Raw genomic sequence first — 20,170 nt, forward strand, 5'->3', positions numbered from 1 at the left:
CCCCCCCCCCCCCCCCCCCCCCCCCCCCCGGCCGGCCTGGTCCCGGCGGCGCGCCGGGAGGTGGCGGAGGCGCTGAACCTCGTCTCCCTGCTGCGCGAGCAGACGGAGGAGCATTATCTGGTCCGCCCCAGGGAGGGGCGCCCGCCGCCCTCCTGGATGGAGGGCTCGGAACTGGCCCGTCACCTCACCCAGGCCAGCCGGGCGCTGTACCGGGGCGAGGCGCATGGCTATGGCAGCTCCTGGGGCTATGCGCCGCTGCGGGAGCGGATCGCCCTCTCGCTCGCCGAGCGTTCGCTGCCCTGCGGGCCGGAGCAGGTGCTGCTGACGCAGGGCGCGAACCATGCGCTCGATCTCGTCATCCGCCACCTGATCGCGCCCGGGGACCGGGTGCTGGTCGACGATCCGGGCTACTACCCGCTCTTCGCCAAGCTGCGCCTGGCCAAGGCCGAGATCCTCGGCGTCCGCCGCACGGCCGCGGGTCCGGATGTCGAGCATCTCGCGGCGCAGCTGGCGCGGCGGCCGGCACGGGCCTTCTTCACGCAGTCCCTGGCGCACAACCCGACCGGCGGCACGCTGACCCCGGCGGTGGCGGCGGCGGTGCTGCGGCTGGCCGAGCGGCACGGCTGCCTGCTGGTGGAGGACGATCCCTTCGCCGATCTGCTGCCGGCGGCCGGCCCGCGCCTGGCGGCGCTGGACGGGCTGCGGCAGGTCCTCTACGTCGGCACCTTCTCCAAGACCCTCTCGGCCTCGCTCCGCGTCGGCTATCTGGCGGGGCCGGCGCCGCTGGTGGCGGCGCTGAACGACCTCAAGCTGCTGACGGTGGTCTCCACCTCGCAATATGCCGAGCGGCTGGTCTGCCGGCTGATGGAGGCCGGGCACTACCGGCGCCACCTGCGCCGCCTGGCGCGCCGCGTGGAGGCGGCGACGGCGCAGGCCCTGCGGGATCTCGCGGCCATCGGCCTGCCGCTGGCGCGCCCGCCGGGAGGCGGCTTCTATCTCTGGGCGCGCCTGCCTCCGGGCCTGGACGAGGAGGCGCTCTGCCGCCGGGCCGCGGCGCAGGGCATCTTCCTGGCGCCCGGCGCCGTGTTCAGCCCCGAGCGCGGCGCGGGCCCCGCGGCGCTGCGCATCAATGTCGCCCATGCCGGCGATCCGCGCTTCCTCGACTTCATGGCGCGGGCGCTGGCGGCGGGGGCGTAGCGGCTGGCCTCAGCCGGCGCGCATCCGCGCCAGCTCGGCCGTCGCCACATCCTGCCGGACCTGGCGCCTCTCGACCAGGATGGCGGCCAGCCGCGCCACCTCCGCGCCCACCGCGCCGGCGGCGATGGCCACGTTGTTGGCGTGCAGCGCCATGTGGCCTTTCTGGATGCCGGTGGTGGCCAGGGCCTTCATCGCGCCGAAGTTCTGCGCCAGGCCGACGGCGGCGATGATGCGGGCGAGCCCCGCCGCCGTATCGACGCCGAGGATCTTCAGGCAGGCGCGGGCGGTGGGATGGATCCGGGTCGCGCCGCCGACCAGCCCGACCGGCATCGGCAGCTCGATGGAGCCGGCGAGATGCCCTTCCGCCGTCACCTCCCAGTGGGTCAGGCTGGTGTAGCGGCCGCTCCGCGCGGCATAGGCATGGGCGCCGGCCTCCACCGCGCGGGTGTCGTTGCCGGTGGCCAGCACCACGGCCGAGACCCCGTTCATGATGCCCTTGTTGTGCGTGGCGGCGCGGTAGGGATCGGCCTCGGCGAAGTGGTAGGCGGAGATCATGCCGTCCCGCACCTCGGGCCCGCCGATGGCCTCCACCGGCCAGAGGGCACGGGCGCGGGCCAGGCGGCGGTCGGCGAGGTTGGAGAGGATGCGCAGGAAGACCTTGCCGCCGGTCCAGGCCTCGATCCGGGGCGCCAGCGCCTCGGCCATGGTGTTGACGGTGTTGGCCCCCATGGCATCGCGCGTATCGACGATCAGATGCGTGACGACCATGGGGCCGCCGAGGGATTTCACGATCCGCACCTCGAGGTCGCGGAAGCCGCCGCCGAGCGAGACCAGCATCGGGTCGCAGCCATCGCACAGCTCGGCGATGGCGGCGCGCTGCTCCAGGATGGTGAGGCGCGCATTCTCTGGGTCGCTGACGCCCACGAGCTGGATCTGCGCGATCATCAGCGTGCCGGAGACGGAGGTGGTGAAGCCGCCGGCGTCGTGGCACTGCCGGGCCGAGTTGCAGACGGCGGCGACGACGGAGGATTCCTCGGTCGCCATCGGCACCAGCACGTCCCGGCCATCGACGCGCATGTTGGTCGCGACGCCGATGGGAATGGCCAGGGTGGCGACCACGTTCTCGATCATGTGGTCAGCCAGATGCGGGTCGATGTTGCCGGGTGCCGCGAGCTGCGCCCGGCTCGCCTCGTCGAGGCCGGCGAAGGCCGCGACAGCCTCCAGCCGCTCCGCCGTGCTCATGCGGTGAAAGCCGGGAATGCGCGAGGTGAGGTTGCTCAGGGACATGCGGGAGATCCGTGTAAACGGCTGGGCGGAGAAAGGCGGGCGGGCCGGGCGGTTCGGGGCGGCGTCCGCGCCTATTCGAGCCGGATATTGCCCTCGCGGATCACCTCGCCCCATTTCCGGGTGTCGGCGATCAGCGTCTCGCGCAGCGTCCGGCCGTCGCTGCTGACCAGGGAGACGCCCTGCTCGGCCAGGCGCGCGCGCAGCCCGGCATCCTCCGTGGCGGCGCGCAGCGCGGCGCCGGCGCGGTCCAGGATCGGGGCCGGCGTGCCGGCGGGCGCGAACAGCCCCTGCCAGAAGAAGACCTCGAAGCCCGGCAGCGTCGCGGCCACGGGCGGCAGGTCGGGGTAGTTCGGGATCGGCGCGGTGGCGGTCACGGAGAGGCCGCGCGTGCCGCCGTCGCCGAGCGTGGTGGCGGCCTCCTGGATCGCCTGGAAGACGGCATGGATGCGGCCCTGCCGCAGGTCGAGCGCGGCCGGCGCGCCGCCGCGGTAGGGCACGTGGACGATGTCGATGCCGGTGCGGGCGCGGAACAGCTCCAGGCAGAGATGGCTGACCGAGCCGGTGCCCGGCGAGCCGAACAGCACCTTGCCCGGATTGGCCTTGCAATGGGCGATCAGCTCCGCCGTGGTCCGCGCCGGCACGCCGGGATGGACATGCAGGATGAAGGGCGTGCGGAACACCATGCCGATCGGGTCCAGCTCGCGCACGGGGTCCTTCGGCGTCAGGTTGGGCTGCAGCGTCTGGTTGATGGCGAGCGTCGTGGTGCCCATGACCAGCGTGTAGCCATCGGGCTTCGCCCGCGCGCCGTAGGTGGTGGCGACAGAGGTGGCGGCACCGGGGCGGTTCTCCACCACCACGGGGACGCCGAGCCCGCGCGACATCGGATCGGCCACGGCGCGGGAGGCGAGATCGGTGACGCCGCCGGGCGGGTAGCCCTCGACCAGGGTGATGGCGCGGCTGGGCCAGGCGGCCTCGGGTTGGGCCAGGAGGGGACGGGCGGCCAGGAGGCCGGGTGCCGCCAGGCTGGCGGCGAGCAGGCTGCGACGGTGCATCGGACGTTCCCCGGATCTTGTTGCTTTATGGCGACAGACTGTCCCTGGAACCGTGCCCGGGAAAGGGACAGTTGGCGGCAGAATCGCTGGCACAGTCGGGACCCGCGGGCGCCGCCGGCGCAACTCTTCCCGGCACCGATCGGTTGATTCCAGAACAGCGTGCGGGAGATCTTGGGCGTGACCGAGGACGTCGAATACCGGCCCTATGACGGGCCTTCGGGGGGCTGGGGGTCCGTCAAGTCGCTGGGTCGCATCCTCCGGCAGGAGGGCCGGGCGGTCAGCACCGGCCTGGCGTTGCGCCGCCAGAACAAGGATGGCGGCTTCATGTGCGTCTCCTGTGCCTGGGCCAAGCCGAACCCGCCGCACCTCTTCGAGTTCTGCGAGAACGGCGCCAAGGCCAGCGCCTGGGACCTGACCAGCGCGAGGGTCGAGCCGGACTTCTTCGCCCGGCATCGCGTGACGGAGCTGGAGGCCTGGAGCGACCACGACCTGGAGATGGTCGGCCGCCTGACCGAGCCGATGAAATGGGACGCGGCGACGGACCGCTATGTGCCGGTCGCCTGGTCCACGGCCTTCCAGGAGATCGGCGCGGCGCTGCGGGGGATGCGGCCGGACGAGGCGGTCTTCTACGCCTCGGGCCGGGCCTGCAACGAGGCCTCCTACATGTACCAGCTCCTGGCGCGCATGTACGGCACGAACAACCTGCCCGATTCCTCCAACATGTGCCACGAGAGCACTTCCGTCGCCCTGCCCAAGTCGATCGGTGTGCCGGTCGGCACGGTGACGCTGGAGGACTTCGCCCAGACCGACCTGATCCTGATCTTCGGGCACAACACCGCCTCGAACAGTCCGCGCATGCTGCATCAGCTGGATGAGGCCCGGCGGCGCGGCGTGCCCGTCATCACCATCAATCCCCTGCGCGAGCAGGGCCTGGCGGCCTTCACCAATCCGCAGGATCCGCTGCAGATGACGGTCCAGCCGTCGACGCGGATCTCCTCGCTCTTCGTCCAGCCCCGCGCGGGCGGCGACCTCGCCCTGCTGGCGGGCCTGTGCAAGATCCTTCTCGAATGGGAGGACGAGGGCGGGGAGCCGGTCCTGGACCGGGCCTTCATCGAGGGCCACACGCATGGCTTCGAGGACTTCGCCCAGGCGATGCGGCGCCAGGACTGGGCGGAGATCGAGCGGCATTCGGGCGTGGCGCGCGGGCAGATCGAGGAGGTCGCGCGGGCCTATCGCGGCGCCGGGCGGGTCCTCGGCGTCTACGGCATGGGCCTGACGCAGCAGCGTGCCGGGGTCGAGATCCTGCACATGCTCGTCGCCTTCCTGCTGCTGCGCGGCAATATCGGCCGCCCCGGCGCCGGCATCTGCCCGGTGCGCGGCCATTCCAACGTGCAGGGCCAGCGGGCCGTCTGGATCACCGAGAAGCCGGAGCTGGCGCCCCTGGACAAGCTCGGCGAGATGTTCGGCTTCAGCCCGCCCCGCCACAAGGGCACCGATGTGGTGGAGGCGGCGGAGCGGGTGATCCAGGGCCGGATGGGGGCCGTCATCCAGCTCGGCGGCAACCTGGTGCGCTCGCTCCCGGAACACCGCCTGCTGGAGCCGGCCTGGCGGAAGCTGCCGCTGACCGTGATGATCACCACCAAGCTGAACCGCAGCCACGTCATCCACGGGCGGGCGGCCTATCTGCTGCCCTGCCTCAGCCGCATCGAGATCGACCGCCAGGCCAGCGGGCCGCAGGAGGTCTCGGTGGAGGACAGCACCTCCTATATCCATCCCTCGCGCGGCATCCGCGAGCCGGCGGGCCCGCATCTCCTGTCCGAGCCCGCCATCATCGCCGGCATCGCCAAGGCGACCCTTCCCGCGAACCCGAAGCTCGACTGGGATGCCTGGGTGGGCGATTACGGGCTGGTCCGCCAGGCCATCGCCGAGACATTCCCGAAATGGTACGACCGCTACAGCGAGCGCATGCGCCGGCCCGGCGGCTTCCATCGCCCCAATCCGGCGCGGGAGCGGAACTGGGAGACGGAGACCGGCAAGGCCAATTTCCTGCCGCCCGCGAGCCTCGATGCCAATCCCGACATCGCGGTGACGGGGGCCGGCGTCTTCGCCCTGATGACGGTGCGCAGCAACGACCAGTTCAACACCACCATCTACGGCTATGACGACCGCTTCCGCGGCATCCATGGCAGCCGCGACATCGTCATGATGAACCGGCGGGACATGGATGTCCTGGCCCTGGCCCCGGAGGACCGGGTTTCGCTGCTCACCGTGGCCGGGGATGGGGTGCATCGGGAGGTGGACAACCTCCAGGTGGTGCCCTTCGATCTGCCGGAGGGCTGCGTCGCCGCCTACTACCCGGAGTGCAATCCGCTGCTGCCGCTCTGGCACCACGCGAAGGAGAGCCACGTTCCCGCCGCCAAGGCCATTCCCGTCCGCATCCGGCGCATGGGCGAGGGAGGCACCGCCGGCGGCTGAGATCCGGACGGTTGTCATGGTCCGGCTGTTGCGGCCTGGGCGGTTTGCGCCTCTATTGACCCGTTCCGGATCTCCGCCGGGTGGACATGGCACGCGGCCGTGACGGGGTCCGGCGTGGTTCGAGGTCATGGCAGGCGGAGTGGCGAGAATGGGTGCCTTGATGATCAGCGGCGGCCGGGTGGTCGATCCGGCGAGCGGCCTGGACGGTGTCGCGGATGTGGCGATCGGCGAAGGCCGCATCCTCGCCGTCGGCACCGGCCTCGGCGGGGCGGAGCGGGTGATCGATGCCACCGGCCTGGTGGTCGCTCCCGGCTTCATCGACCTCCATGCCCATGGCCAGTCCATCCCCGCCGACCGCATGCAGGCCTTCGACGGCGTGACGACGACGCTGGACCTGGAGGCCGGCGTGCTGCCCGTCGCCTCCTGGTACCGGCGGCAGGCCACTGAGGGGCGCGTGCTGAACTACGGCGCCGCCACCAACTGGGCCTTCGCGCGCATCGGCGCCATGGTCGGCACCAATGAGGAATCCTCGCTCGAGGCCTTCGGCCGCGCCATGCGGGACCGGCGCTGGATGGACAACATCGCGACGGAGGCCGAGCAGGCCGGGATCATCGAGCGCCTGGCCCAGGGACTGGACGAGGGCGGCATCGGCATCGGCATCCTCAACGCCTACGCGCCCGGCGCCGGCGTGCAGGAGCTGCTCGAGGTCTGCAAGCTCGCCGCCGCCCGGACCGTGCCGACCTTCACGCATGTCGCCTACATGGCACGGATCGATCCGCAGAGCGCCGCCGAGGCCTATATCCGCCTGATCGGCTATGCCGCCGCGACCGGCGCGCATATGCACATCTGCCACTTCAACAGCTCCAGCAAGACCGACATCGCCCGCTGCTACGAACTGGTGCGCAACGCGCAGCTCAAGGGGCTGAACATCACCGTCGAGGCCTATCCCTACGGCACCGGCTCCACCGTGCTGGCGGCGGCCTTCTTCAGCGACCCGGACTTCGAGGCGCGCAACGGCCTCGGCTACGATTCCGTGCAGCGCGTGACCGATGGCCACCGCTTCCGCGACCGGGAGGAGCTGCTCTCCGCGCAGGCCGAGGACCCGTCCCAGCTGGTGCTGTGGCATGTGCTGGACACCGAGCACAACCAGCGGCACCGCGAGTTGCTGGACATGGCCGTGCTGTACCCGGACGGCGCCATCGCCTCCGACGCCATGCCGTGGTCCATGCCGGATGGCAGCACCTATACCGGCGATGCCTGGCCGCTGCCGGAGGAAGCGACGTCCCACCCGCGGTCCGCCGGCTGCTTCACCCGCTTCATCCGCCACTGGGTGCGGGAGCGGCAGGCGGTGTCGCTGCTGGAGGGCATTCGCAAATGCTCGTTGATCCCGGCGCAGATCCTGGAAGCCAGCACGCCGGCCATGCTGGGCAAGGGGCGGCTGGGCGTCGGCGCCGATGCCGATGTGGTGGTGTTCGACTACGACACGCTGAGCGACAAGGCGGAGTTCAGCGCGATGAACCGGCCGTCGGAAGGCGTGCGCCACCTGATCGTCAGCGGCGTGCCGGTGATCGCCGATGGGGTGATGGACGTCGCCGCGCGGCCGGGCAGGCCGGTGCGCCGGCCCAGCATCGCGCGCTGATGGCCGGCCCGCCCGTTCCCGTCCTGCCCGTTCCTGTTTTGCTCGTCACCGGCTTTCTGGGGGCGGGCAAGACCACGGTGGTCAACCATATCCTGCGTGAAGCGGGCGGGCGCCGCATCGCCGCCGTCGTCAACGATTTCGGTGCCATCAACATCGATGCCGAACTGATCGCCGGTGCCAGCGACGGCGTGGTGAGCCTGGCCAATGGCTGCATCTGCTGCACGCTGGAAGGCGACCTGCTGCGGACGCTGGCCACGCTGCTGCGGCGCGCGCCGCGGCCGGAGGCCATCGTCATCGAAACCAGCGGCGTCGCCGACCCCGCCGACATCGTGCGCAACCTGATGGATCCGGTGGTGTGGAAGGAAGCGCCGCTGGAGACGGTGTTGTGCGTGGTCGATGCCACCGCGCCGCCCACGGCCTTCGAGGACCCGCTGCTGCGCGCGCAGCTGCGCATGGCCGATGTGGTGGCCTTGAGCCGGACCGACCTGGGCGACGCGGCGGCGCTGGAGCGTGCCCGCGCCGCCCTGGCCGCGCTTCGCCCGGCGGCGACGCTGGTGGAGGCGCCGGACGGGCAGGTGCCGCTGCCCCTGGTGCTGCCGGACGACCCGGCCCGCCCGCCGGTGCCGCGCGAGCCGGGCCGCCGCCGCCCGCAGGCCGACCGGTTCGAGACACTGAGCTGGACCGCCGAGGCACCCCTCTCGCTGTCCCGTTTCCAGGCGGCCATCGGGCGGCTGGCGCCCGGGCTGGCGCGCGCCAAGGGAATCTTCGAGGCGGTGGAACAGCCCGGGCGGCGGCTTCTGTTCCAGCTGGCCGGCGGCCGCGCCACCCTGGCGCCGCTGGCGGGCGGGACGGCCGGGGAGGCTCCCCGCAGCCGGATCGTGTTCATCGCGGAGATCGGCCGGCTGTCCGAGGCCCGGATCGGCGAGGCCATGCGGACCTGCCTGGCGGACCGGGAGGGATAGGGCCGCCGCCCTGTCCCTTACGAAGCCTTGTCGGTGATCAGCCTTCGGATCCGGCCGGCCAGGTCCTCCATGGTGAAGGGCTTGGTCATCACATGCATGCCGGGGTCGAGGTGCCCGTCGCCCACCACGGCGTTCTCGGCATAGCCGGTGATGAACAGCACCTGCAGGTCGGGGCGGCTAAGGCGGGCGGCATCGGCCATCTGCCGCCCGTTCATGCCGCCGGGCAGTCCGACATCGGTCACCAGCAGGTCGATGCGGACATCGGATTGCAGCACCTTGAGGCCCGTGGCGCTGTCTCCCGCCTCGATGGCGGCATAGCCCAGCTCCTCCAGCACCTCCATCACCAGCATCCGGACGGTCGGCTCGTCATCCACCACCAGGACGGTCTCGCCCAGCCCCGCCCGGGGGGCGTCGGCCAGCTCAGGCAGCGCCTCCGGCGGCTCCGCCTCGCCCAGGTGCCGCGGCAGGTACAGGCACACCATCGTGCCCTGGCCGGGCTCCGAATAGATGCGCGTCTGCCCGCCGGACTGCCTGGCGAAGCCGTAGATCATGGAAAGGCCGAGCCCGGTGCCCTGGCCCAGCGGCTTGGTGGTGAAGAACGGATCGAAGGCCTTGGCCACCACATCCGGGGTCATGCCCGTGCCGGTATCGGACACGCAGAGCGAGATGTACTGCCCGGGCCCGAGGTCGCGGTCCCGCGCGGTGCGGCTGTCGAGCCAGCGGTTGGCGGTCTCGATGGTCAGGCGTCCGCCGCGCGGCATGGCATCGCGCGCGTTGATGCAGAGGTTGAGCAGCGCGTTCTCGAGCTGCGGCGGATCCACCCGCGTGGGCCAGAGGCCGCCGGCCCCCACCACCTCGACCTCGATCGCCGGCCCGACCGTGCGGCGGATCAGCTCCTCCATCCCGGTGACCAGCCTGTTCACATCCGTCGGCCGGGGGTCCAGCGTCTGCCGGCGGGAGAAGGCGAGCAGGCGGTGCGTCAGCGAGGCCGCGCGCGTCGCCGCTCCCTGCGCCGCCGCGACATAGCGATCCATGTCCGTCACCCGGCCCTGCGCCACGCGGGCGCGCAGCAACTCCAGGCTGCCGGTGATGCCGGTCAGGAGGTTGTTGAAGTCATGGGCGAGGCCGCCGGTCAGCTGGCCGACGGCCTCCATCTTCTGGCTCTGGCGCAGCTGCTCCTCCGCCTGCAGCAGCTCGGCCGTCCGCTCGGCGATGCGCTGCTCCAGCGTCTCGTTGAGGGCGCGCAGCGCCGCGGCGGCGCGGTCGCGCTCCGCCTCCACGGCGCGCCGTTCCTCCACGCCGATCAGCACGCCGGGGAAGCTCAGCGGCGTGCCGTCCGGCGCATGGTCGACACGGCCATTGGCCTCGATCCAGTGATACCGCCCATCGGCGCGGCGCACCCGGTACTGGTGGGCATAGGCGCCGCCACGGGCGATCGCCGTGTTGATCGCGGCGACGAGGCCGGGCTTGTCATCGGGATGGACGGTCGCGACGACCTGCTGGAGGCTGAGGCCGATATGCCCGAGCGCGGGATCGAGGCCGAAGCTGCGGGCGAAGGCCTCGTCCACCGTGAAGCGGTCGGTGGGCAGGTCCCAGAGCCAGGTGCCGATGATGGCGCCCGCTGCCAGCGCGAGCTGCACGCGCTGGATGTTCTCCCGCGCCAGGGCCTCGCTTTCGCGCAGCGCCGCCTCCGCCTGCTTGCGGGCCGTCACGTCGCGGAACAGCACCGAGACCTGTGGCCGGCTCGCCTGCTCGACACGGGCGGACGAAACCTCGATATGGCGCCCCGCCGCGGCGAAATACCGCTCGAAGCGGATGGGCCGGCCGGTGCGCAGCACGCTGCCGTAGAGTTCGAGCCAGCCCTCCGCCTCCTGCGGCGCGAGGCCGCGGATGGTCTTGCCGACGATGTCTGGAATGCCGGTGTGCCGCTCATACCCGGCATTGGCCTCGACATGGACGTAGTCGCTCAGGGGGCCGTGCGGCCCGTCGATGAACTCGATGATGCAGAAGCCTTCATCCATCGAGTTGAACAGGGTCTGGTAGCGCGTCTCGCTTTCGCGCAGCGCTGCCTCGGATCGCTTGCGGTCGGTGATATCGAGCACGGTCCCGACCAGCCGCGCCGGTCTCCCGTTCTCGAAATGGGTCTCGCCCTGCGCCGAGACCCAGCGCTCGATCCCGTCCTGCAGGCCGATGGTGCGATACTCGGCGGCGAAATGCCCCGATCCGGCGGGGTCCATGGATTGCCGCACCGCCTGCTCCGCCCGCGCCCGGTCCTCCGGATGCAGCCCGGCCACGAAGGTGTCCTCATAGCTGACGGACGCGCCGGGCGGCAGGCCGAACAGCGCGCGGCAGCGGTCGTCCCAGGTCAGCTCGCCGGAGGGGATGTGATAGTCGAAGGTACCGATCCCGGCGGCGCTGGTCGCCAGGCGCAGGCGGTCGTCGGCCTTCTGCAGCGCCGCCCTGGTGCGCTGCCGCTCGCTGATGTCGAGCATGGCGCCGATCATCCGGATGGCCTGGCCGCCGGGCGCGCGGATGACGTAGCCGCGGTCCAGCACCTCGGCATAGCTGCCATCGGCGCGAAGGAACCGGTACTCGCCGGACCAGCTCGTCCCGGTGCTGTCGATCGCGGCGTGAATCTCCCGGTCGATCCGGTCCCGGTCCTCGGGATGGATGTGGGAGAGCCACCAGCCGCCGGTCGGCTCGACCTGCTCGGGCCGCCATCCGTAGGCCTCTTCGAGGGCCTCGTTCCAGAGGACGCGATCGTCCTCGAAGCTCCAGTCCCAGATCGCGTCCCGCGTCGCCCGCTGCGCCAGCCGGAAGCGTTCGTTGACGACCTCCAGGGCCTGTCCGGCCAGATGCTGCTCCGTGCGGTTGCGCAACACCTTGAGGTAGCCGGTGTGCGCGCCCCGCTCGTCCCGGAGCAGCATCATCTCGCCCGAGCCCCAGAAGCGGGAGCCGTCCTTGCGCTGGTACCAGCGCTCGTTGGAGGCCTGGCCGTTCCGGACGGCGAGCGCCACCTCGGCGTCCGGGAGGCCGGCGGCCTGCTCCTCCGGCACGAAGATCAGATCCGCGGAGCGGCCGAGCATCTCGGCCTCGCTCCAGCCCAGGATGTTCACGGCGCCGGTGTTCCAGCCGGTCACCCGGCGCGCGAGGTCGAGGCTGATGATGGCGAAGTCCGTCGCGCTGTTCAGCACCTGCCGCCGCAGGGCCTCGGAGCGGGCCTGCTCGGCCCGCAGGAACTCCTGCTGCGCCAGGCTGCGGCGGAGGTTCAGCTGGCTCATGACCTGCCGCGCCAGCGTCCTGAGCACGAAGTGCTGCTGGGGCGTCAGCCCGCCGGGGCGCGGCGCCGTGTCGAGCACGCAGAGGGTGCCGAGGGGCAGCCCCTCCGGTGTTTCCAGCAGGGCGCCGGCATAGAAGCGCAGCCCCGGCTCCGCGGTGACCAGCGGGTTGCAGCGGAAGCGGGCATCCTCCCGCAGATCGGGAATGACCATCTCGCCGGGCTGAAGCATGACCCGGGCGCAGATCGCGTTGTCGAGCGGCATCTCGCGCATGTCGAGGCCGACCTCGGCCTTGAACCACTGGCGGTCCCGCGCGATCAGGTTCACCGCGGCGATGGGCGCCTCCAGCAGGGTGGAGGCCACGCGGACGAGATCGTCGAAGTCCTGCTCGCGGGGCGTGTCGAGAATGCCGTAACGGTCGAGAGCCGCAAGCCGGTCGGCCTCGGTCCAGCCGGGAGCCTGAATCCTGTCATCCATCGCGCTCGGCTGCCTTCAGTCAGTCATGCACCGGAAGCCGGCACGGCGCCGATGCGTCGGGGCGGGGCCTCGCCTCGTGAACAGGGTCAGGAGCGACCGGCCGCCCCGGTCCGCCCGATGGCGGCCGGCGACGGTGCCGCCTCGCCGGGGTGGCGGGAAGGACGCGTGATCAGGGCCAGGGCGGGGGAGCGGGCGGGCATGCGGCGAGGATAGCAAGCCGCGCCGCGCGAGGGAAATACTATACCGGACCCTCGCCCGGCGGGCCGGGCCGACACCCGCCCGGCCCGTCCATGAAGGTTTGCAGATGGCGGCCGTCTGGGCGAACCTTTCACGCGCCACGCCAGGTCCCTCCGGCCTGCGTGGAACGCCAGAAGGGCGCCGCCGCCCACGGGGCAGAGATCCCGGGCCGGTCGCGCGCTCCATCACCAGGGAGAGCACGATGTCCAAGTTTCCTCGCCGCGACCTGCTGCGACTGTCCGCCGCGGCCGGCCTGCCGGCCGCCTGGCCGGGGCAGGCCGCCGCCGCCTGGCCCGACCAGCCCATCCGCCTCATCTGCCCCTTCGCCGCCGGCGGTCCCACCGATGTCGCGGCCCGGCTGGTGGCCGAGGCTCTGGGAAGCCAGCTCCCCCAGCGCGTGGTGGTGGAGAACCGGACGGGCTCGGGCGTCGTGGTCGGCACCGAGGCCGTCGCCAGGGCCCCGCGCGATGGCCACACGCTGCTCTACAACACCATCGCCCATGCCGTGCTGCGCGCGCTCTTCCACAATCTCAGCTTCGATCCCGTGGCGGACTTCAGGCCGGTCGCCCTGGTGGGCACGGTGCCGATGCTGCTGATGGTGAACAGGGATGTTCCGGCCCGCACCCTGCCGGAGCTGGTGGCGCTCTTCCGCGACAAGCCGGGGCAGTTCAACTACGGCAGCTCCGGCAATGGCGGGGCGGTGCATCTGGCGACGGAGCTGTTCCTGCGGCAGGCCGGCCAGCTGAGGGTCAACCACATCCCCTATCGCGGCTCCGCCCCGGCCATGCCGGACCTGCTCAACGGCAATCTGACCATGTTCCTGAACGTCGCCTCGGACGGGATCGAGAGCGTGCGCAGCGGCGCCACCCGGGGCCTGGCGGTGAGCGGCGACCGGCGCCTGCCCCAGCTGCCGGATGTTCCCACCTTCGCGGAGGCCGGGATGCCCGGCTACGAGGCCTACACCTGGCACATGGTCCTCGCGCCCGCCGGCACGCCGGCGGCGGTGGTGACGCGCCTGAACGAGGCGATCAACGCCGTCCTGCGCTCCGATGCCCTGCAGCAGCGCTTCGCCGAGCTGTCCGTCCAGCCCCGCCCCGGCGGCACGCCGGAGGACGCCGCCGCCTGGCTCAAGGCGGAGATGGAGAAGTGGGAGCCCGTGGTGCGCGCGGCGGGGATCGTGGTGAACTAGCCTGGTGCCCGCCGCGGCGAGGAGCCGCCCGCCCGCCCTCCGCCCCGGCGGGCGGGGAGGGCCGGTCAGGCCGCGCCCGGCAGGCGTCCGGCGGCGCGCCGCTGCTCATAGGCCCGGGCGTGGGTCCAGGCGAGGGACAGGATCTCGTCCGGCAGGCCGTGGGCGCGGCACCGCTCCAGCATGAAGCCCAGGATGTGATCCCCCTCGATGGGCCGCCCCTGCTCGAGGTCCCGGAGGAGGGAGGCCTCATAGGTCGAGGCGGGGTCGGAGAACAGCGCGCGGTAGGAGGCGAGGAAGGCCTCGTCCGGCGGAAAGCCTTCCCGGGCCGCGATCCCGGCATGGAGGTCGAGAAGCCGCTGGAACAGCGCCCCGCCCTCGGGCGTGCGGACGATCTCGCCGACATTCGCGCGCAGGACCACGGTGAGCGCGGCGACCGTGGCGAGATGGACGAGCTTGAGCCAGAGCTCGCGCCGGATGTCTCCCGACAGCCGGGCATCGACGCCGGTGCCGGCGAAGGCGTCCAGGAGCGCCCGGCACCGCGCGGTTCCGGCGCCGTCCTGCTCGCCGAAGGTCAGGCTGCACCAGTCGTTCAGGTGCCGGATGACGCCGTCCGGCCCCAGCGTCGCCTGGATCTTCGCGGTCCCGCCCAGGACATGGCCGGCGCCGAAGCGCTCGTTCAGCCGCTGGAGATGGGCGATGCCGTTGAGGATCGGCAGGACCGCGGCGCCGCCCTCCATCGCCGCCCCGATCGAGGCCATGGCATCGGCCAGGTCGTAGGCCTTGCAGGTGAGCAGGAGCAGGTCGTAGCGCCGGCCCGGCTCCGGCCGCGGCACGGCCCTGACCGGGACGGTCGCGTCGCCGAGCGGGCTCTCGATCCGCAGGCCGTCGCGCTGTAGCTGCGTGAGGCGGCGCTCCCGGACGAGGAAGGTCACATCCGCCCCGGCCGCCGCCAGCCTGCCGCCGAAGTAGCCCCCCGTGCCGCCGGCACCCAGTACGAGAATCCTCATGGCCGCTGTCCTCCGGATGGCGTGGCGTCCGGCCAGTGTCGCATATCCCGGCCCTTCGCGGACCGGGGGGAGCGCGGCGTCGCCGGGCGGCGCCGCTTGCCAGCGCCATGCCCCGCCGGCACCCTGCGGAGGTGATGAATGGCCGGGCCCTGCGGTATTTCCTGGCGGTCGTGCGGGCCGGTTCCGTGCGCGGCGCGGCCGCGCGGCTGAATGTCGCGGCCTCGGCCATCAGCCGGCAGATCATGGAGCTGGAGGCGGAGTGTGGCCAGCCGCTGTTGGAGCGCCTGCCGCGCGGTGTCGTCGTCACCGAGGCCGGGCGCATCCTCGTCGACCACGCCCAGCGCCAGATGGATGAGCTGGACCTGTTGCGGGACCGGCTGCGCCTCCTGCAGGGCGCGCAACAGGGCACGGTGCGGCTCTGCTGCGGCGCCGGCTTCCTGGCCGACCTGATGGATCATGGCCTGGCCGGCTTCTCGGCCGCCCATCCCGGCATCGCCTTCCGCGTCTCCACGGCCACCAGCGACGGCATCCTGGCGGCGCTGGCGCAGGGCGAGGCGGATATCGGCCTGGCCTATACGCCGCCCTCCCATGCCGAGGTGCGCAGCCTGCTCTCCGCCAACCAGCCGCTGCAGGCCATCCTGCCGCCCCGGCATCCGCTGGCCCTCGCCGGCGCTCCCCTGCCGCTGCGCGGCTTCGCCGCCGAGCCGGTCGCGCTGCTGCCGGCCGATCACGGCGTGCGGCGACTGCTCGCCCGCGTCGAGGCCGATGGCGACTTCCGGCTGGTGCCCCGGCTGGAGAGCGCCTCCTTCGGGCTGCACCGCCGCTTCGTCATGGCCGGGATGGGCTATGCCTTCCTGCCGCCCTTCACCGTCGCGGCGGAACTGCGCGATGCCAGCCTGGCGGCCCTGCCGCTCAGCGACGCCATGCTCTCCGAGGCGCGCGCGCATCTCCTGGTGCGGGCGGGGCGCCGCATGCCCGAGGCGGCCGCGCGACTGATCGACTGGCTGGCCGGGCGGATGGTGGCGTTCCGGCAGGGGGGCTGAGGCGGGGCCAGGCTCCGGTCGGGTGTTGCCGGAATCAGCACGGGATGTACGGAATGTTCTGATTGTGATGACGGGTCGTCTCTGTAACGTCCTGGGCCAGGAGGGCCGCATGTCTCAGCAGATCGCAACCCTGGGCGTGGTGGGGCTCGGCAATATGGGCCTGGCCATGGCCACCACCCTCGCCGGCAAGGGCTTCGCCGTGCGGGGTCACGACATCAGCCCGGCGCGGCGCGCGCTGGCCGCCGGCGCCGGCATCGCCGTCTCCGCCACGCTGGCCGAGGTGCTGGCCGGCGCCGACGCGCTGGTCTTCTCCCTGCCGCTGGCGCGCGACGTCGAGGCGGTGGTGACCGCGCCCGGCGGGCTGCTGGACCGGCGGGACCGCAAGGTGGTGGTGATCGACACCTCGACCTCCGACCCCGGCACCAGCCGGCGCCTGGCCGCGCAGCTCGCGGCGGCGGGGCACGGCCTGCTGGACGCGCCGGTCAGCGGCGGCCCGTCCGGCGCCGCCGCCGGCACGCTGACCATGATGATCGGCGGCGCGGCGGAGGACTACGCGCTGGCGCGGCCGGTGCTGGAGGCGATGTCGGCGCGGGCGCCGCATGTCGGGCCGTCGGGGGCCGGCAATATCGTCAAGCTGGTGAACAATCTCCTGGTCGCGGCGCATCTCGTCACCACGGGCGAGGCGATGCGCCTGTCCGAGGCCGCCGGCCTCTCGGCCGCGGAGGCGGTCGCCGTGGTCAACACCGCCACGGGCCGCAGCGCCGTCAGCGAGGTGATGCTGCCGCGCTGGGTGCTGCCCGGCACCTTCGACAGCGGCTTCTCCGCCGGGCTGATGCGCAAGGACGTCCGCCTCGCCCTGGAGCTGGCCGCCGAGACCGGGCTCGACCTGCCGCTCTCGGAGCATGTCGCCCGGATCTGGCGCGATGCCGCGGACCGCCTTCCCGACAGCGCCGACTTCACCCGCATGGCCGATTACCGTGAGATCCCAGAGAGCCAGGATGAGAGCCAGGATGAGAGCCAGGATGACTGACGCGACCCTTCCGAGCCAGGCCGCCCCCCGCGTCGCCGCGCTGCTGGACGGCCTCCTGCCCGGTGGCGCGGCCGGCAGCGTCGTCGGCGGCGCGGTGCTGCCGGGCGGTGGCGCGGCGCTGGAGCTGGTCAACCCCGCCGATGGCCGCCCGCTCCTCTCCTACGCGGATGCCGGCGGCGAGGTGGTCGAGGCCGCCATGCAGGCGGCCGCCCAGGCGCAGCGCCAGTGGTGGGGCATGACCGCCGCGGCGCGCGGCCGCGCGATGTGGGAGGTGGCGCGCCTGGTGCGGCAGCAGGCCGAGGCCCTGGCCGAGCTGGAGACGCTCTCCGCCGGCAAGCCGATCCGTGACACGCGCGGCGAGGTCGCCAAGGTCGCGGAGATGTTCGAATACTATGCCGGCTGGTGCGACAAGCTGCATGGCGAGGTCATCCCGGTCCCGACCAGCCACCTGAACTACACGCGGCACGAGCCCTTCGGCACGGTGGTGCAGATCACCCCCTGGAACGCGCCGGTCTTCACCGCCGGCTGGCAGATCGCCCCGGCCATCTGCGCCGGCAACGCCGTGGTGCTGAAGCCTTCCGAGCTGACGCCGCTCACCTCCCTGGCGCTGGGCTGGCTCTGCAACACCGCCGAGGGGATGCCGAAGGGCCTGGTCAACGTGCTGGCGGGCGCCGGGCCCACCACCGGGGCGGCGGCGGTCGCGCATCGCGGGACGCGGCTCGTGGTCTTCGTCGGCTCCGCGGGGGCGGGGGCGGAGATCGCCGCCGCGGCGGCGCGCAACATCGTCCCCAGCCTGCTGGAGCTGGGCGGCAAGTCGGCCAATATCGTCTTCGCCGATGCCGATCTCGACCGCGCCGCGATCGGCGCGCAGGCGGCGATCTTCGGCGGCGCCGGGCAGAGCTGCGTCGCCGGCTCGCGCCTGCTGGTGCAGCGCGCCGTGCACGCCGCGCTGGTCGAGCGCCTGGCGGTCGCGGCGCGGCACATCCCGGTTGGCCCGCCGGCCGATCCGGCGACGCAGATCGGCCCGATCAACAACCGCCGCCAGCACGACAGGATCGCCGCGATGGTGGCCGAGGCCGCCGCGGCGGGCGGCCGCATCGCCGCCGGCGGGGGCTGCCCGCCGGCGCTGCGGGAGACGGGCGGCTTCTTCTTCGCGCCCACCATCCTCGACGGCGTGGCGGCCGATGCCGCCATCGCCCGCGAGGAGGTCTTCGGCCCGGTGCTCGCCGTGCTGCCCTTCGACACGGAGGAGGAGGCGGTGGCCCTGGCCAATGCCACGCCCTACGGCCTGGCGGGTGCGGTCTGGACGGGGGATGTCGGCCGGGCGCACCGCGTCGCCGCCGGGGTGCGCGCCGGCACCTTCTGGGTGAACGGCTACAAGACCATCCATGTCGCCTCGCCCTTCGGCGGCTTCGGCCGCTCCGGCTTCGGCCGCTCCTCGGGGCGGGAGGCGCTGATGGCCTATACCCAGACCAAGAGCGTCTGGGTGGAGACCGCCGCGCAGCCGGGCGTCGCCTTCGGCTATGTCGGCTGAGGCCACCTGGCGGCGGCTCGCGGCCCAGGCCGGCCAGGCGCCCGCGCCCCTGGCGGCGGCGCTGGCCGTCACCGCTGGGGCGGCGACGCCGGTCGCCGGCATCGCCGCCCTGCTCGGCCGACTGCTGCCGCCGCTCTGGCTGGAGGCCGGGCCGCTCGCCGCCGCCACGCTGACCGAGGCGGACGCGGCGGCGGTGCTGTCGGATCTCGAGGCCATCACCGCGCGCAACTTCGAGCCGTCCGGGCTGCTCGGCACCTGGGTCGGCCACCGCGGCTTCCAGATGCTGGCGTCGCACCGCCTGGCGCATCGCCTCTGGACCGGCGGCCAGCCCGCGCTGGCGATGGCGGTCCGCAGCGCGGCGGGCTACCTCGGTTGCGACATCCATCCTGCCGCCCGCATCGGATGCGGCATCTTCCTCGACCATGGCCTCGGCCTTGTGGTGGGCGAGACGGCGGTGATCGAGGATGACGTCAGCCTCTGGCACGGCGTCACCCTGGGCTCGACCCTGATGCAGGCCGGCGCCGACCGGCATCCGAAGATCCGGCGGGGGGCGGTGCTGGGGGCCGGGGCCACCCTGCTCGGCAATATCGAGGTCGGGGCCTTCGCCGTGGTCGCCGCCGGGTCCGTGGTCCTGTCCGACGTGCCGCCGCGCACCACCGTCGCCGGCCATCCGGCCCGGCCGAAGCCGCGTCACCGCCACCCTTACGGCCTCGGGGAGACACCATGAGCCGCGCGACCGTCCCGCTTCCCGGCATCGACCATCCGCTGATCCTGATGCGCGACATCAAGGCGGGGCGGGCCTTCTACGCGCGCCTCGGCTTCACCGTCACGCCGGTGGGCCGGCACCCCTGGGGAACCAGCACCGCGCTGGCCGTGCTGGAGCGGTCGGCGCTGGAGCTGATGGGGATCTACGACGAGAGCCTGATCGACGGCCTGGAGGCCGGCGGCTTCCGCTTCGGCCGGCACATGCGCGATGCGCTGGCCGAGCGCGAGGGCATGGCACTGGTCGCGCTGCACAGCCGGGACGTGTCCGGCGACGGCCCCGCCATGGCGGGGCGCGGCATCGCCACGCAGGGACGCATCGACTTCCGCCGCAAGGTGAAGCCGCCGGGCCTGGACTGGGACGAGGCGGTGGTGTCGCTGCAGATCCTGCTGGACCCGGCCCTGCCGCGCGTCTCCCACTTCCTGGCGCAGCAGCACAAGCCGCACCTGCTCTGGGTGCCCGACTGGATGCGGCACGCCAATGGCGCCACCCATGTCGCCGCCGTGACCTATCTGGCGGAGGACCCGGCGCCCGTATGCGCGCGGCTGGGGCGCATGTTCGGCGGCGGGCCGGCGGCGTTCGCGGCGGAATTCCCCACGGAATCCCCCACGGAGTTCCCCACGGAATTCCCCACGGGCCAGGGCCATTTCCGCGTGCTGCGCCCGGCCGACTGGCCGGCGGCGTTCGGCGCCACGCCGATGCCCCGGCTGACGCCGGGCGAGCCCGGCGGCGCGGCGATCGACGTGGCGGTCCGGGACCTGGCGGCGGCGCGGGCCATGCTGGCGGGGGCGGGTGTCGCGACCGTCGAGACCGCGGCCGGCCCCGCCATCGCTGATGTGGCCGGCTGCGGCAATGTCGTGATCCGCTTCGTCCGGGCCTGCGCCGGAGCGGCGGGGCGCGGGGCCTGGCGCCCGCCCGGCGGCGCCGAGGAAACCACCCATCCCGCGCCGGCTTTTCCCCTCCGATGAAGGCGCCGCCGTGCGGCGTCGGAGGGACAGGC

14 protein-coding genes are annotated in these 20,170 nt (G+C 72.8%); 10 read left to right on the forward strand and 4 right to left on the reverse strand.

Features of this window, described 5'->3' with window-relative positions:
• On the forward strand, positions 1 to 1,197 hold a 1,197-nt coding region (locus ACVMLK_RS11450; RefSeq protein WP_457486471.1), incomplete at its 5' end, for an aminotransferase-like domain-containing protein.
• A gap of 9 nt (positions 1,198 to 1,206) precedes the next feature.
• On the opposite strand, the gene ACVMLK_RS11455 is transcribed toward ACVMLK_RS11450, so the two are convergent.
• A complete protein-coding gene (locus tag ACVMLK_RS11455) occupies positions 1,207 to 2,484 on the reverse strand; it encodes a hydroxymethylglutaryl-CoA reductase, degradative (RefSeq protein ID WP_422922148.1) in 1,278 nt (425 codons plus the stop codon).
• A gap of 71 nt (positions 2,485 to 2,555) precedes the next feature.
• Entirely contained in the window at positions 2,556 to 3,536 is a 981-nt protein-coding gene (locus ACVMLK_RS11460; protein ID WP_198367673.1) for a Bug family tripartite tricarboxylate transporter substrate binding protein, read from the reverse strand.
• 177 nt (positions 3,537 to 3,713) lie between these two features.
• On the opposite strand from ACVMLK_RS11460, the gene ACVMLK_RS11465 reads away from it, so the two are divergent.
• From ACVMLK_RS11465 to ACVMLK_RS11475, 3 genes are all read left to right on the forward strand, one after another.
• Entirely contained in the window at positions 3,714 to 6,011 is a 2,298-nt protein-coding gene (locus ACVMLK_RS11465) for an FdhF/YdeP family oxidoreductase (RefSeq protein ID WP_457486472.1), read from the forward strand.
• A gap of 148 nt (positions 6,012 to 6,159) precedes the next feature.
• The gene (locus tag ACVMLK_RS11470) at positions 6,160 to 7,650 is read left to right on the forward strand and encodes an amidohydrolase family protein (RefSeq protein WP_457486473.1); all 1,491 of its coding nucleotides are present in this window, start codon (positions 6,160 to 6,162) and stop codon (positions 7,648 to 7,650) included.
• Positions 7,650 to 8,612: a CobW family GTP-binding protein gene (locus tag ACVMLK_RS11475; protein ID WP_457486474.1), complete on the forward strand. Its 963-nt coding sequence runs from the start codon at positions 7,650 to 7,652 to the stop codon at positions 8,610 to 8,612. The genes ACVMLK_RS11470 and ACVMLK_RS11475 overlap by 1 nt, the downstream gene beginning before the upstream one ends.
• A 17-nt stretch (positions 8,613 to 8,629) precedes the next feature.
• On the opposite strand, the gene ACVMLK_RS11480 is transcribed toward ACVMLK_RS11475, so the two are convergent.
• Positions 8,630 to 12,367 carry a PAS domain-containing protein gene (locus ACVMLK_RS11480; RefSeq protein ID WP_457486475.1) on the reverse strand — a complete coding sequence of 1,246 codons (3,738 nt, stop codon included), beginning with the start codon at positions 12,365 to 12,367 and terminating at the stop codon, positions 8,630 to 8,632.
• 439 nt (positions 12,368 to 12,806) lie between these two features.
• Here ACVMLK_RS11480 and ACVMLK_RS11485 point away from each other — a divergent pair, with 439 nt between their 5' ends.
• On the forward strand, positions 12,807 to 13,793 hold the full coding sequence (locus ACVMLK_RS11485) for a Bug family tripartite tricarboxylate transporter substrate binding protein (RefSeq protein WP_198367669.1): 987 nt from the start codon (positions 12,807 to 12,809) through the stop codon (positions 13,791 to 13,793).
• A 65-nt stretch (positions 13,794 to 13,858) separates the two neighbouring features.
• Here ACVMLK_RS11485 and ACVMLK_RS11490 read toward each other — a convergent pair whose 3' ends face one another.
• Positions 13,859 to 14,800, reverse strand: a complete 942-nt coding sequence (locus ACVMLK_RS11490; protein WP_457486476.1) for a 2-dehydropantoate 2-reductase — start codon at positions 14,798 to 14,800, stop codon at positions 13,859 to 13,861.
• 107 nt (positions 14,801 to 14,907) lie between these two features.
• On the opposite strand from ACVMLK_RS11490, the gene ACVMLK_RS11495 reads away from it, so the two are divergent.
• The 5 genes from ACVMLK_RS11495 to ACVMLK_RS11515 all read left to right on the forward strand — a co-directional run bounded on the left by ACVMLK_RS11495 (position 14,908) and on the right by ACVMLK_RS11515 (position 20,138).
• Complete coding sequence (locus ACVMLK_RS11495) at positions 14,908 to 15,843, forward strand: LysR family transcriptional regulator (protein ID WP_457486477.1); 936 nt, start codon at positions 14,908 to 14,910, stop codon at positions 15,841 to 15,843.
• A gap of 109 nt (positions 15,844 to 15,952) precedes the next feature.
• Positions 15,953 to 16,873, forward strand: a complete 921-nt coding sequence (locus ACVMLK_RS11500) for an NAD(P)-dependent oxidoreductase (RefSeq protein WP_457486478.1) — start codon at positions 15,953 to 15,955, stop codon at positions 16,871 to 16,873.
• A complete protein-coding gene (locus ACVMLK_RS11505) occupies positions 16,866 to 18,407 on the forward strand; it encodes an aldehyde dehydrogenase family protein (protein ID WP_198367666.1) in 1,542 nt (513 codons plus the stop codon). Before ACVMLK_RS11500 ends, ACVMLK_RS11505 begins: the two co-directional genes overlap by 8 nt.
• Positions 18,397 to 19,134, forward strand: a complete 738-nt coding sequence (locus tag ACVMLK_RS11510; RefSeq protein ID WP_457486479.1) for a serine O-acetyltransferase — start codon at positions 18,397 to 18,399, stop codon at positions 19,132 to 19,134. Before ACVMLK_RS11505 ends, ACVMLK_RS11510 begins: the two co-directional genes overlap by 11 nt.
• A complete protein-coding gene (locus tag ACVMLK_RS11515) occupies positions 19,131 to 20,138 on the forward strand; it encodes a VOC family protein (protein WP_457486480.1) in 1,008 nt (335 codons plus the stop codon). The genes ACVMLK_RS11510 and ACVMLK_RS11515 overlap by 4 nt, the downstream gene beginning before the upstream one ends.
• Positions 20,139 to 20,170: the final 32 nt, after the last annotated feature.

This window comes from Teichococcus aerofrigidensis, from assembly GCF_054073225.1.